Source organism: Maribacter luteocoastalis (assembly GCF_048890225.1).
GTDB classification, from domain to species: domain Bacteria; phylum Bacteroidota; class Bacteroidia; order Flavobacteriales; family Flavobacteriaceae; genus Maribacter; species Maribacter luteocoastalis.
This window is the reverse complement of sequence record NZ_JBMFZG010000002.1, coordinates 485338-499940: the sequence shown is the minus strand read 5'-3', so window position 1 is coordinate 499940 and position 14603 is coordinate 485338. Positions and strand designations below refer to the sequence as shown.

The 14603-nt window shown below is 37.7% G+C and carries 15 protein-coding genes; all 15 read left to right on the top strand.

Going from position 1 to position 14603, the window contains the following annotated elements:
- Nucleotides 1–14 precede the first annotated feature (14 nt).
- Nucleotides 15–455 (top strand): helix-turn-helix domain-containing protein, encoded by a 441-nt coding sequence (locus tag ACOCEA_RS06735; RefSeq protein WP_420755447.1) that lies wholly within the window; start codon nt 15–17, stop codon nt 453–455.
- Nucleotides 456–542: 87 nt separating this feature from the next.
- On the top strand, nt 543–1088 hold the full coding sequence (locus ACOCEA_RS06730) for a cupin domain-containing protein (protein WP_420755446.1): 546 nt from the start codon (nt 543–545) through the stop codon (nt 1086–1088).
- A gap of 165 nt (nt 1089–1253) precedes the next feature.
- Nucleotides 1254–2642 (top strand): MptA/MptB family glycosyltransferase, encoded by a 1389-nt coding sequence (locus ACOCEA_RS06725; protein WP_420755445.1) that lies wholly within the window; start codon nt 1254–1256, stop codon nt 2640–2642.
- 189 nt (nt 2643–2831) lie between these two features.
- Nucleotides 2832–3455 carry a GNAT family N-acetyltransferase gene (locus ACOCEA_RS06720; RefSeq protein ID WP_420755444.1) on the top strand — a complete coding sequence of 208 codons (624 nt, stop codon included), beginning with the start codon at nt 2832–2834 and terminating at the stop codon, nt 3453–3455.
- A gap of 38 nt (nt 3456–3493) precedes the next feature.
- Nucleotides 3494–4681: an argininosuccinate synthase gene (gene argG / locus ACOCEA_RS06715; protein WP_420755443.1), complete on the top strand. Its 1188-nt coding sequence runs from the start codon at nt 3494–3496 to the stop codon at nt 4679–4681.
- Nucleotides 4674–5648 (top strand): N-acetyl-gamma-glutamyl-phosphate reductase, encoded by a 975-nt coding sequence (argC, locus tag ACOCEA_RS06710; protein WP_420755442.1) that lies wholly within the window; start codon nt 4674–4676, stop codon nt 5646–5648. Before argG ends, argC begins: the two co-directional genes overlap by 8 nt.
- 58 nt (nt 5649–5706) lie before the next feature.
- On the top strand, nt 5707–6501 hold the full coding sequence (gene proC, locus ACOCEA_RS06705) for a pyrroline-5-carboxylate reductase (RefSeq protein WP_420755441.1): 795 nt from the start codon (nt 5707–5709) through the stop codon (nt 6499–6501).
- Between the two features lie 46 nt (nt 6502–6547).
- Nucleotides 6548–7672: an aspartate aminotransferase family protein gene (locus tag ACOCEA_RS06700; RefSeq protein ID WP_420755440.1), complete on the top strand. Its 1125-nt coding sequence runs from the start codon at nt 6548–6550 to the stop codon at nt 7670–7672.
- The gene (locus tag ACOCEA_RS06695; RefSeq protein WP_420755439.1) at nt 7672–8871 is read left to right on the top strand and encodes a glutamate-5-semialdehyde dehydrogenase; all 1200 of its coding nucleotides are present in this window, start codon (nt 7672–7674) and stop codon (nt 8869–8871) included. The genes ACOCEA_RS06700 and ACOCEA_RS06695 overlap by 1 nt, the downstream gene beginning before the upstream one ends.
- 34 nt (nt 8872–8905) lie before the next feature.
- Nucleotides 8906–9670: a glutamate 5-kinase gene (proB, locus tag ACOCEA_RS06690; protein ID WP_420755438.1), complete on the top strand. Its 765-nt coding sequence runs from the start codon at nt 8906–8908 to the stop codon at nt 9668–9670.
- Nucleotides 9667–10605, top strand: a complete 939-nt coding sequence (locus ACOCEA_RS06685) for a Rossmann-fold NAD(P)-binding domain-containing protein (RefSeq protein ID WP_420755437.1) — start codon at nt 9667–9669, stop codon at nt 10603–10605. Before proB ends, ACOCEA_RS06685 begins: the two co-directional genes overlap by 4 nt.
- A gap of 9 nt (nt 10606–10614) precedes the next feature.
- On the top strand, nt 10615–11364 hold the full coding sequence (locus ACOCEA_RS06680) for an SDR family NAD(P)-dependent oxidoreductase (RefSeq protein WP_420755436.1): 750 nt from the start codon (nt 10615–10617) through the stop codon (nt 11362–11364).
- Nucleotide 11365: 1 nt separating this feature from the next.
- The gene (gene argB, locus ACOCEA_RS06675; protein WP_420755435.1) at nt 11366–12145 is read left to right on the top strand and encodes an acetylglutamate kinase; all 780 of its coding nucleotides are present in this window, start codon (nt 11366–11368) and stop codon (nt 12143–12145) included.
- Between the two features lies 1 nt (nt 12146).
- Nucleotides 12147–13214 carry a M20 family metallo-hydrolase gene (locus ACOCEA_RS06670; RefSeq protein ID WP_420755434.1) on the top strand — a complete coding sequence of 356 codons (1068 nt, stop codon included), beginning with the start codon at nt 12147–12149 and terminating at the stop codon, nt 13212–13214.
- 74 nt (nt 13215–13288) lie between these two features.
- The gene (gene argH, locus ACOCEA_RS06665) at nt 13289–14569 is read left to right on the top strand and encodes an argininosuccinate lyase (protein WP_420755433.1); all 1281 of its coding nucleotides are present in this window, start codon (nt 13289–13291) and stop codon (nt 14567–14569) included.
- Nucleotides 14570–14603 lie beyond the last annotated feature (34 nt).

The window sequence follows — 14603 nt, the reverse complement described above, 5'->3', positions numbered from 1 at the left end:
TAAGCATTCTTGAAATGCTAGATGAATTGGTAGATTCTCACCTAAACCATAAAGAGGATGCCATTATCTCTTTATTGAACACCTTTTTCGTGTACGGTGATGGCCAATGCAATATAAAATCTATCATCTCTGAAAACAGCAGCAAAAAGGCCATTGTCTATCAATATAAAAAATTAATGGACAAACATGTTTGTGAACTTCATGAAGTGGAAGAATATGCCAAAATACTTCACGTTAGTGCAAAATATTTAAATGAATGTGTCAAGGAGACCCTAGGCACCACTGCCAAAAGCCTTATCACGGAACAGCGTATTATGAGAGCGCGCCACCACCTTAAGTTTACAGATAAAAGCATTAAAGAAATAGGGTTCGAACTAGGTTTTTCCTCACCAGATTACTTCAGTTATTTTTACAAGCAACATACAGGTTTTACACCATCTATGCACAGAGCTTAATAAATTGTCCAAAAATCAAAGGTTTTACAGCGTTTTTCATAGGATTTGAATACCAAAATGCCTTTAACTTGCTTTAAAACTTAAGATATGGACAGAAAAAAATTTATTAAAGCCACAGGATTGGGATTGGGCATGTCCCTTTTAGCACCGCAAATCATTAACAGTAAACTGCCTACCAGTAAAATATTAGAGGATGATATAGATCCCAAGATCATTAAAAATGATGAGGGTAAGGTATTAAATGTAATTGGAGACATACAAACCCACAAAATTTTGGGCAGTGAAACAGGAAACCAAATTATGGAATGGGTAGATGATGTAGAACCAGGTGCAGGTATTCCTCCCCACATTCACACGAAAGAGGATGAGATTTTCAGAATTATCAAAGGTACCGTTGAAATTATGGTAGATGGGAAAACCAATATTCTATCTGCTGGGGATGTAGCTTTTGCACCTAAGAACATTCCCCATTCATGGAAGGTAGTAGGTACTGAAAAAGCAAAAATGATCACCTCTGCTTTTCCCGCTGGCATAGAACTCATGTTTAACGAAATAGCCGAGTTGCCTGCAGGGCCACCAGATTTACAAAAGGTAGGTGAAATTTGCGGCAGATATGGCATCTCTTTTGTGTAGCCATTAAAGCACAATGCAAAAACATAAGGATATCTATGCGTGCATTCTTATGTTTTTGCACAATTAATTAAAAAACTAAAGACAAGTGCACGGTAGTACTTCGCTTATTCTTACCGCACTCGCAAAAATGACTTAAATTAGTATGCTTTTATTGTTAAAACATACATGCCCAATACATTGTCAACGTTTTTAAAGCTTCATAAGGTACCTCTGGTACTCGCTTTATTAATGCTTATTTTTTATTATACGTTTGCCTATCATCTAGATCGTACAGATTTCATTAAACTAATTACTTTATTTGCCGCACTTTTCTTTTTGTGCTTTAAGTTAATACAGTTTGAAAAATGGAATTTTAAATTTCTATTGGCCACAGGAATACTCTTTAGGTTAGTGTTTCTTTTTGCAGAGCCAAATCTCTCCCAAGATTTTTATAGATTTATCTGGGATGGGGAATTGGTTAGCAATTTCATAAATCCATATGTAGAACTACCAGAAATACTGATTGAACAATCGAACCTAGTCATAGCAAACGCACACGAACTTTATAACGGTATGGGCACACTTAGTGCCAAACATTACAGTAATTACCCACCATTAAACCAAATTCTATTTGGCCTTGCCACAGTATTTGGCGGGAAAACTATTCTAGGCAATATTATCGTTATACGCGGTATTGTTATACTTGCTGATATTGGAATATTTTATTTCGGCCGTAAGTTATTAAAGCAGCTTAATTTATCGCCACATCTTATTTTCTGGTACTTTCTAAATCCTTTAATAATTATTGAACTTACAGGCAACCTTCACTTTGAAGGTGTAATGCTTTTCTTTTTCATTTGGGGCCTGTACTTGATTGGATCCAATAAATGGAAACTAGCTGGGATTGTCTATGGTATTTCCATTTCAATAAAGCTAATTCCTTTACTTTTTCTTCCCTTGTTTTTAAAACATTTAGGATGGAAGAAAAGCATCCTTTTTTACATGGTTGTTGGTATAACTTGCCTCCTCACCTTTATACCGTTCTATACACCAGAATTTATAACCAATTATTCCAAGACTGTAGGCCTATGGTTTTCAAATTTTGAGTTTAATGCCGGACTGTACAATGTTATTAAACAAATTGCCATTACGTTTGATAGTAAACCTTGGGAACTAATTAAAACCTATGGAAAAATAACCCAAATTACTACCATCATAATCGTATTGTCGTATACTTTCTTTAAAAGTAATTTTAAGCTCTCAGATTTAATCAATTCAATGCTTTGGATATTAACACTTTACTATTTTATAGCACCAACCGTACATCCTTGGTACCTTGTATTCTTGGTGATGCTTTCCATTTTAACCCCATATAGATATGCTCTCTTATGGTCTGCAGTGGTAATTCTTAGCTATTTCGCCTATTCAAATACCAGTTATACAGAGAATCTTTGGGTACTGGTTATTGAATATGTTTTGGTATATGGCTTTTTACTCTACGAAATTTTAACACGTAGTGGTAAAAAAGTGTTATTTCGTAAAAATCTAGCTTCAAACTATGAGATTTCAGATTAATTTGTACATTTGAACCAGTATGAAGAACGAAAAACATATTACTTCCATTGACTGGGCCTACGCCCCGTTATGTTCTTTTACCCCAATTCGTCGTCGCCCGTAAGGGTGAAAATATATTATGGAAATAGGTGAGTCCATTTCCGCAGAACGACAATCACAATTTATTTTACTTTTTAAACTTAAATAGCAATGAAGATTATTGTTGCTGATACATCACATTTTAAATACGCTCAGATTATTTGCGATACCATCTCAGAATCCGCAAAGGTAAGAGGCACGGGTATTGCCAAACGAACACCTGAGTACATTCAAAAAAAACTTGAGAATGGTAATGCCGTCATCGCTTTGGACGGTGATACATTTGCTGGCTTTTGCTATATTGAAGTTTGGGGACATGAAAAATATGTGGCCAACTCGGGTCTTATTGTGCACCCAGATTACAGGGCACAAGGACTTGCAAAGAAAATCAAACAGAAAGTTTTTGAACTTTCACGAAAGAAATTTCCCGATGCAAAAATATTTGGCATCACTACCGGTCTTGCTGTGATGAAAATTAACTACGAGTTAGGATACAAACCGGTTACTTTTTCTGAATTAACAGACGATCCTGAATTTTGGAAAGGTTGCCAGACTTGTAAAAACTTTGATATCCTAACTAGAACAGAGCAGAAAATGTGCCTGTGTACTGGTATGTTACACGACCCTAAAGCCATAAAGGAAATAGATAAAAAAGAAAATTTAAATGGGAAGGCCTTTAAGCGATTAAAAAGTATAAAAGAAAGTCTGTTCTTGAAAAAAAATAAATCAGAATAAAGATGTTTTCCCTTTAGGGGAACAAAAATAACACCAATATGAAATTAGTTTTAGCATACAGTGGCGGATTGGATACTTCTTACTGCGCCAAATTCCTAAGTAAGGAAAAAGGTTTTGAGGTTCATGCAGTAAGCGTTAACACTGGGGGATTTTCTGCAGAAGAAATCAAAAATATTAAAGAAAAAGCATTAGAACTAGGTGCAAGTTCGTATACATCAATTGATGCCGTACAGACATTTTACGACAAAGTTGTAAAATACCTCATTTTTGGTAATGTACTTAAAAACAATACCTACCCTTTATCCGTTAGTGCAGAGCGGATTGTACAGGCAATTGAAATAGTTAACCATGCTAAAAAAATTGGGGCTAAATACATTGCCCATGGTAGTACTGGCGCAGGTAATGACCAAGTTCGTTTTGACATGATCTTTCAAATCATTGCCCCAGAAATTGAAATCATTACGCCTATCAGGGACAATAAATTGGCAAGGGAAGTTGAAATTGCCTACCTAAAAGAAAATGGCGTGGATTACCCTTGGGAAAAAGCCAAATACTCAATCAACCGGGGCCTTTGGGGAACCTCTGTAGGTGGCGAGGAAACGTTGACTTCCGAGAAACCATTACCTGATTCCGCCTATCCGAGCCAACTACAGGAAAAGGAGCCTTCTGAGGTAAAACTCACTTTTGAAAAAGGTGAATTGGTAGCAATTAACGGACAAAAAGACAATCCTGTATCCAATATAGAAAAGTTGGAGGCAATGGCATCTAAATACGCTATAGGACGTGACATACATGTTGGTGACACCATTATCGGCATAAAAGGCCGAGTAGGATTTGAGGCTGCTGCTGCTCTGATAATCATCAAAGCGCACCATTTACTAGAAAAACATACGCTTACCAAATGGCAGCAGTTTCAAAAAGAACAACAAGGTAACTTTTATGGCATGTTGCTACATGAAGGAAACTATCTTGACGCCGTAATGCGTAATATTGAAGCCTTTTTGACCGATACCCAGAAAACCGTTTCTGGAGATGTTTTTGTAGGATTATACCCATTTCAGTTTAGATTGAACGGGATTTCATCAAAACATGATCTAATGAATGCTTCCTTTGCCAGCTACGGTGAAATTAACGAGGGCTGGACAGCTGATGATGCCAAAGGTTTCATTAAGATACTATCCAATGCAGGAAAAATATACAACCACGTAAATCAAGGCAATGATTAAAACAGGTATCATTGGTGGTTCTGGTTATACCGGTGGGGAACTCATACGAATTTTATTAAACCATCCAGGGGCGGAAATCGACTTTGTCTACAGTACAACCCGAGCAGGAAAAAAACTTAATACGGCGCATCCCGACCTTTTGGGTATTACCCAAATGGAATTTACCGGAAATGTAAACCTAAATGTGGATGTGGTCTTCCTGTGTCTTGGTCATGGTAATTCTTCTAAATTTTTAAGGGAACATTCATTTTCCACAAAAACCAAGGTTATCGACCTTAGTAATGATTTTAGATTACTTGCCGATGCTAATTTTGATGGTAAGGAATTTGTATATGGTCTACCGGAATTGAACAAATCAAAAATTGAAGAGGCCCAGAATATAGCCAACCCCGGCTGCTTTGCCACGGCCATACAGTTGGCACTTTTGCCCTTGGCAAAAGAAGGGAAATTAAATGAGGCTGTTCATATTAATGCGGTAACAGGTAGTACAGGAGCTGGTGTGAGCCCGTCCGAAACCTCCCATTTTAGCTGGAGAAACAACAATGTATCGTGGTACAAGCCATTTACACATCAGCATTTGGGCGAAATCAATGAAAGCTTAAAATCGCTGCAAAATAGTATTGGAACACTATTCTTTCTTCCTAACAGAGGAAATTTCACTAGAGGTATTTTGGCCACGGCATATATCCAATACGATGGATCTTTAAAAGAAGCTGAAAAATTATATTCAGATTTTTATGCAAATGCCATTTTTACACATTTGGCAAAGGACCCAATTAATTTAAAACAGGTGGTAAATACCAATCAATGTCATATTCACCTACATAAGCATGAAAACACATTGTTAATAACCTCAGCTATTGACAACTTACTAAAGGGTGCTTCTGGACAAGCGGTACAGAATATGAACTTAATCTTTGGTTTTGAAGAAAACCTAGGTCTCAATTTAAAAGCAAGCGTATTTTAAAAATACTGCGTATTTGAATTTGGTTTACGGATCAATATCATCAAAAAACAAAAGAACTATGAAAATAGCCATTATCGGAGCAGGAAATTTAGGGCTTTCCATTGCAAAAGGAATATTAAATAGCAATGGTGCTACCAGCATGTACCTTACCAAAAGGAATACAGCATCTATATCTGAATACGAAAAATATGGGAATGTGACCGTGACAGAAGACAATAGGGAAGCCGTTGCCAAATCAGATATTTTGATCTTTGCGGTTCAGCCAGGGCATTTCGCATCTTTATTGGATAGTATAAAGGATTTACTTACCGATAACCATGTCATAATTTCTACCATTACCGGCTTTGAAATTTATAAAATTGAAGCGCTAATAGGCAAAGAAAATTATATAATTAGAAGTATGCCAAATACTGCCATATCGGTTGGCGAATCAATGACCTGCATATGTAGTAATGAAAAAGGCAAAAAACGTATTGACTTAGCTAAAGCTATATTTAACCGTATGGGGCACTCCATGCAAATACCTGAGGCACAAATGCAGGCAGCCACCGTTATTTGTGCCAGTGGCATTGCCTTTTGGATGCGTTTGATACGTGCCACAACGCAAGGTGCCATACAATTAGGGTTTGATGCCAAAGAGGCCCAGGAATTAGCCATGCATACCTGTAATGGAGCTGCAAAGCTGTTAATAGAATCTGGCAATCACCCGGAAGAGGAAATTGACAGGGTTACTACACCAATGGGATGTACAATACAAGGCCTTAATGAAATGGAGCATCAAGGGTTAAGTTCAAGTTTGATACAAGGTATTGTAGCTTCTTATGATAAGATAACCGAATTTAAAAAGAAATAAGCCTTTTAGACCTTCTATACAAATTGAACTAAAAGAAAAAAATACTATGAAACTATTTGATGTATATCCCTTATATGATGTTACGCCAGTAGCTGCAAAAGGCATTGTGATAACCGATGACAAAGGCCAAGACTATTTGGATTTTTATGGTGGGCATGCCGTAATTTCCATTGGACATTCACATCCACATTATATTAAAAGACTAAAAGACCAACTGGACAAAATAGGGTTTTATAGCAACGCTGTCCAAAATCCGTTGCAAGAAGAATTGGCAACCAAACTAGGTGAACTATCCAATTGTGAAGATTACAATCTTTTTTTATGTAATTCAGGGGCTGAAGCCAATGAAAATGCCTTAAAATTAGCCTCGTTTCAAACAGGAAAGTCCAAAGTAATCGCTTTTAAAAACAGTTTTCATGGCAGAACTTCTGCAGCCGTGGCAGCAACCGATAATGCCGCTATAAACGCACCAATAAACCAACAACAAAAAGTTACTTTTCTACCTTTCAACGACTTGGAGGCCTTTAAAAAGGAAATTAGAAAAGGGGATGTTTGCGCTGTAATCCTGGAAGCTATCCAAGGCGTAGGTGGATTGGATGAGCCTACCACAGAATTCTATCAACAAATAGCCAAACTATGCCAGGAAAATGATGTTATTTTAATTGCCGACGAAGTACAATGTGGGTTTGGTAGAAGTGGCAAGTTTTTCGGATTTCAACATCATGACATACAACCTGATATTATTAGTATCGCTAAAGGAATGGGCAATGGTTTTCCAGTTGGTGGTATATTGATACACGAAAGCATAAAGGCTTCATACGGTCTGTTAGGCACCACTTTTGGCGGCAATCACCTGGCTTGTGCCGCAACATTGGCCGTTTTGGAAGTGATAGAAAAAGAAAATTTAATAGAAAATGCTGCTAAACTAGGTGCTTATTTTACTAAAAAAGCGGCTCACATATCCCAAGTTAAACGTGTGAAAGGAAGAGGGTTGATGCTAGGCTTGGAATTTGATTTTGAAGTGGGTGAATTACGCAAAAAATTAATTTTCAACCAACATATGTTCAGTGGTGGTGCAAAAGATAAACATGTCATTCGATTTTTACCAGCACTGAATATCAGCAATTCAGATATAGATACATTTTTTAATGCCCTTAAAGCAGAATTATAGTGAGCAAGCAACTTAACATTACCCAACGAAATGCCGTCTTAAGTTCTATGGCTGAATTGATAGCTCTAGAACAGTCAGCTATTTTACTGGCTAACCAAAGTGATTTGGAAAATTATAAAGGTGATGATATTTCAATGGGGGATCGCTTAAAAGTAGACCATAGTAAAATAGATGGCATGATACGCTCATTGCAACAATTGGCTTCAGAACCTGATCCCTTAGGGGTAGAGCGGTTCGCGTTCACCCATGATAATGGCATGCAAATAAGTGATAGAACAGCACCTTTTGGCACCATTATGATCATTTATGAATCAAGACCTGATGTTACCATTGAGGCTGCGGGAATTGCTTTTAAATCGGGCAATAAAATACTTTTAAAAGGCGGAAAAGAATCCTTAAAAAGTAATTTGGTACTCGTAGACCTGTGGCATAAGGCCCTCCAAGAAAACGGTTGCACTAAAGATTGGGTCACTTATTTGCAATTTGATAGGACCCAAACACAATCCTTTTTGGAAAAACCATCAGAAAAATTAGATCTTATCGTTCCAAGGGGTGGAGAAAAGCTCATTGCTTTTGTCAAAAAACATGCTACCTGTCCCGTAATTGTAAGCGGTCGTGGAAATAATTTTTTATATGTTGACGACGAAGCTGATCTACAAATGGCCCTAGATATTATTATCAATGCCAAAACCACAAAGATATCGGCCTGCAATGCACTGGACAAAGTATTAATTTCAAGGGATATTCCTAGAAAACAAGAATTTTTGCATCTTTTAATACAGCAACTACAAAAACATAATGTTGAAATTTTGACCGATGCGAAACTTGCTGGCTTGGAAGGCACCGAACAAATGGAAAATGAAGATGTTTGGTCTCAGGAATTCTTGGATTATAAGATAGTACTCGGGCAAGTACCAGACTTAAATGAAGCCGTACATCTCATCAATACCTATGGTGGTGGACATTCAGCGGTAATTATCACCGATAACAGTGAAAAGTCAAATGAGTTTATGGATACTGTAGATTGCGCGGCCGTGTACCATAATGCATCTACAAGATTCACCGATGGCGGACAATTTGGACTAGGAGGCGAACTTGCTATAAGTACAGACAAGTTACACCAGAGAGGTCCTATAGGACTCCAACATTTGGTAACCAATAAATGGCATATTAAAGGAGCTGGACAAACAAGGGGCTAACCAATCATTCACAATCAATAGTGAACTTTGAAAGATGACTAAAAAAAGAATTTTATTAAAAGTTGGTTCCAATACCTTAACAAAGGAAACCGACCATATATCAAGAGGTAAAATAGAGGATATTGGTAGACAAATTGCCCAACTTAAAGATAACTATGAATTCATCATTGTAAGTTCCGGTGCCATTGCCGCTGCCAAACAGTTTGTGAAATTAGAGCACAATGGCGGAGAAATAAATATAAAACAAGCATTGGCCGCAATTGGCCAGCCGCATTTAATGCGGATTTTTCAAGAAAATTTTAGGGAACTTGGTCTATTTACTTCCCAATGTTTGCTGTCCTATTCAGATTTTGAAAAACCTGAGTCCAAGGAAAACATCAAGAATACCATTAATGTTCTTGTTGAGAACAATTTTATTCCCATAATAAATGAGAATGATACCGTAGCCACAGATGAAATAAAATTTGGTGACAATGATAAGCTAGCGGCACTTACAGCTGCGCTCCTTAAGGTTGATTTGCTTTTAATTGCAACCAACACAGATGGCATCTATACCAAGGCATCTATACAAAATGGCCAACCTAAGACCATAGACGTTGTTAAGGACATAAATTTATTGGAAAAAGAAATAAGTCTGGAGAAGTCATCACATGGCACTGGGGGTATGCAATCTAAATTAGAAGCGGCGAATATTGCCCAAAAAGAGGCTATTGAAACATGGATCGTTAACGGCCTAAAAGATAATTTTATTACAGATGCTCTAAACGGCAATTCTAACTTTACTAAAATAACCTCATGAACCATTACCTCTCCATAAAGGATATAGATAATTTAGATGACTGGGTAACCCAGGCAAAAGAATTAAAAAAACAACCCAAGGCATATAAAAAAATTGGAGAAGACAAAACCATATGTCTTTTGTTCTTTAACAATAGCCTTAGAACACGCTTAAGTACCCAAAAGGCTGCCTTGAACCTGGGTCTCGAAGTTATGGTCATGAATTTTGGCAGTGAAGGTTGGGCACTGGAGTATGAAGATGGTACTGTAATGAACCAGAACACCTCTGAACATATTAAAGAGGCGGCACAAGTGGTATCACAATTTTGTGACATTGTGGCGATTAGGGCATTTGCTTCGCTTACCGACAAGGAGAAAGATGAAGCAGAGGTAGTACTCAACGGTTTCAAAAAATATACATCAATTCCCGTTGTGAATATGGAAAGCTCCGTTGGGCATCCTTTACAAGCATTAGCAGACGCTATTACAATAGATGAACAAAACACCAAACCCAAACCCAAGGTTGTACTTTCATGGGCGCCCCACCCAAAGGCCTTACCTCATGCTGTAGCAAATTCCTTTGTAGAAATGATGCAGTTACAAGATGCCAATTTTGTTATCACACACCCAAAAGGATATGAACTAAATAAGAATATTACCAAGGACATACCTGTTGAATATGACCAAAATAAAGCCATGGAAGGTGCTGATTTTGTTTATGTAAAAAATTGGAGTAGTTATGTCGATTATGGAAAGGTGCTAAACCATGATACTAATTGGATGATGACCAAAGAAAAGTTGGGACATGCCAAGTTTATGCACTGCTTGCCCGTACGGAGAAATGTAGTGGTTGAAGATGCCGTATTGGATAGCGACCAATCTTTGGTAGTAGAACAGGCAAATAATAGAACCTATGCCGCACAAATAGTTTTAAAGAAAATTTTGGAAAGTCTATAGCCTTCAGAAATGACCCAGAAATTAAAAAATAAAATCTGCATAATCACAGGAGCCACTAGTGGTATGGGCAAGGCTATAGCTGAAAAATTCTCCAGTGAAGGCGCAAATATTATTTTATCGGGACGAAACGCTGAACGTGGTTCCAAACTAGCCACTAAATTAAAACGCTCGGTTTTTCTCGCAGGAGATGTCCGTGACCCTGAATATAACAAAGCACTAACAGCGGCGGCTATTTCCAATTTTGGAGGTTTGGATATACTATCTATCAATGCTGGGATTCTAGGACTGGGTAATGTGGTAGATCTATCAATTGACGATTGGCACAAAACATTAGATACCAACTTGAGTTCTATTTTTTACATATCAAAATATGCTATTCCCTATCTTGAGAAAAACGGTGGAAACATATTAATCAACGCCTCTATTGCGGCATTTAAAAGTTTTCCAAATCACCCGGCGTATTGTGCCTCTAAAGCGGCCTCATTAGCCTTGATGAAGCAAATGGCCGTAGAATATGGCCCAAAAATAAGGGTGAACGCAATGTGCCCAGGGCCCGTGGAAACCCCACTACTTTGGGATTCTGCCAGAGCATTTGACAATCCGGAAACAGCTGTTGAAAAGGCGCGGGAATCTACTTTATTAAAACGATTGGGAACCCCAGAAGATGTAGCCAAGTTGGCTCTTTTTATGGTTTCCGAAGATTCATCGTGGATTACAGGAACAACAATGACGATTGATGGAGGAATCATAAATTCATAGTATGAAACAAAAATTATCGATAGTAAAAATTGGCGGTAACGTCATTGAAAATAAAACCGAGTTGAACAAGTTCCTAAAGCTTTTTACGGCACTTGACGGAATTAAGATTCTTGTTCATGGCGGCGGCAAATTAGCCACCCAACTTGCCTCGAAACTAGGTATCGAATCAAAAATGGTTAATGGTCGTAGAATTACAGATGCTGAAACTTTGGAAGTAATTACTATGGTATATGCAGGTCTAACCAATAAGAACATTGTGGCACAATTACAAGCTAATGGCTGCAATGCCATAGGCCTAAGCGGCGCCGATGGTAACGCCATTCAAGCTCACAAACGCCCAGTTAAAGAAATCGACTATGGTTTTGTAGGAGATGTAGACAGCATAAACACTAGCACCATAGACGAATTGTTGAAAATTAATTTAACACCTATTTTTTGTGCTATGACCCACGATGGCAATGGACAATTGTTGAACACCAACGCAGATACCATTGCTTCAGAATTGGCCATTGGCCTAAGTGATATTTATAAGACCACTTTATTTTATTGTTTTGAGAAAAAGGGTGTTTTAATGGATATTTCCGATGAAGATTCTGTGGTCAAACATATTGACACAACAAAATATCAACAGTTATTAAATAAAGGTATTGTTGCAGAAGGAATGCTGCCCAAATTAGAAAATTGTTTTCATGCCCTTAACAATAATGTAAATAAAGTCTGTTTAGGCGATATGACTATGCTTGATGACACATCAACTTTATTTTCGACCTTAACCTTATAAGATGAGCCAAAAAGAACTGACAAAAAAAGCAATTTCCCTATTAAAAGAATTGATAGCGATCCAGTCGTTTTCAAAAGAAGAAGACCGGACAGCAGAGTCAATCCAAAATTGGTTCAAGGCCTTTGATATTCCTTTTGAAAGAGAAAATAATAATGTCTTTGCCAAGAACAGGTTTTGGGACGAATCAAAACCAACCTTATTGTTAAACTCTCACCACGATACGGTAAAACCCAATCAAGCCTACACCAGAGACCCTTTTCACGCACATATTGAAGATGGTAAGCTCTATGGTTTGGGAAGTAATGATGCAGGTGGATGTTTGGTTTCATTAATAGCTACGTTCACTCATTTCTATGGTGCCAAGGACCTAAGCCACAATATTATACTAGTGGCATCCGCAGAAGAAGAAAACGCCGGGAAAAATAGTTTAAGGGGACTATTACCAAGCCTGCCAAAAATTGATGTGGCAATTGTTGGAGAGCCTACCTTAATGCAGCTGGCAATTGCAGAAAAAGGACTAGTCGTTTTTGATGCCATAGTAAGGGGGACACCATCACATGCTGCCCACCCAAATGATAATAATGCCATTTATAATTCCATAAAGGTGCTAGAATGGTTTAGGGACTATCAATTCAAAAAAACCTCTGAAGCTTTGGGGGATGTAAAAATGACCGTTACCCAAATCAATGCCGGCAGCCAGCATAATGTAGTTCCCTCACAGGTAGATTTGGTTATTGATGTACGTGTCAACGACCAATACACCAATAAAGAAATTGCGGACCTTTTAAAGGCTGAAGCTCCGTGTGAATTACAAGAAAGAGGATTAAATCTAAACTCTTCACGAATAGACAAAAATCATCCATTGGTACAATCTGGTATTGCCTTGGGGAGAGGAACCTATGGGTCCCCCACCCTATCGGACCAAGCGGCCTTAAGCTGTCAATCGCTGAAACTAGGACCAGGCGACAGTACGCGTTCACATTCTGCAGATGAGTATATTTACGTACATGAAATTGAAGAAGGCATTGATTTATATATTAAAATATTAGAAGGATTTCTAAAAAAATAAACATAAACCCAAGTATCCAATATAACCTCTAAAGTATTGTATTTGAACTTGACATTTGAACTTGAACTTGTATTATGAAACTCTGGGACAAAGGATTTAGCACAGACAAAAAAATAGACCATTTTACAGTAGGTAATGACAGGGAACTGGATTTGTATTTGGCAAAATATGATGTAATCGCCTCAAAGGCCCATGCCAAAATGTTGGGCAAAATAGGCTTATTGACCCAAGCTGAAACAGATGCACTGGTAACAGAACTTCATATTATTGGGAAATCTGTTGAAGAGGGAACATTTATTATTGAGGATTCCTTTGAGGACATGCATTCTAAAATAGAATTTCTTCTTACTGAAAAATTAGGGGATACCGGGAAAAAAATACACACCGCACGTTCAAGAAACGATCAGGTGTTAGTGGCGATGCATTTGTATTTAAAAAATGAACTGACAGAAATCAAATCCCAAACAAAGGGGTTGTTTGATTTGTTAATGGATTTGGCCGAGCAACACAAGGAAGTTCTTCTTCCTGGCTATACGCACCTCCAAATAGCTATGCCTTCGTCTTTCGGTTTATGGTTTTCTGCCTATGCTGAAAGTTTGATAGATGATTTATACTTGGTTGATGCCGCTTTCAAAGTTGCCGACCAAAATCCTCTAGGAAGTGCTGCTGGCTACGGAAGTTCTTTTGATATCGATAGAAGTTATACCACCAAAGAAATGGGTTTTGAAACTATGAAATACAATGTGGTGGCCGCTCAAATGGGGCGCGGCAAAGTAGAAAAAGCAACCGCTTTTGGTATGGCAAATATTGCGGCAACGCTATCTAAAATGGCAATGGACATCTGTTTGTATATGAGCCAAAATTTTGATTTTGTCTCCTTTCCGGATGAATTGACTACAGGTAGTAGCATCATGCCACATAAAAAGAACCCAGATGTTTTTGAGCTGGTACGTGGCAAATGCAACAAACTACAATCAATCCCAAACCAATTGACCATGGTAATCAACAATTTACCTAGTGGTTACCATAGAGACTTACAATTGGTAAAGGAAATTATTGTTCCTGCTATTCAGGATATGAAAGCCTGTCTCGAAATCTTGACGTTTAGTTTAAAAGAAATCAGGGTTAACAAGCGTATTCTTGAAGACCCAAAATATGATTACTTATTTAGTGTGGACACTTTAAACGAGCTTGTACAAAACGGAATGCCCTTTAGAGATGCCTATAAAAAAATGGGACAGGAAATCAATAATGGTACTTTCACCCCCAAAAGAGATATTAAACATACCCATGAAGGAAGCTTGGGAAATCTTTGTTTAAAGGAAATTCGTGAAAAAATGAAAAAAACAGTTTAATTTAACGTGAACATTTTTAATTTATTAAAAACGA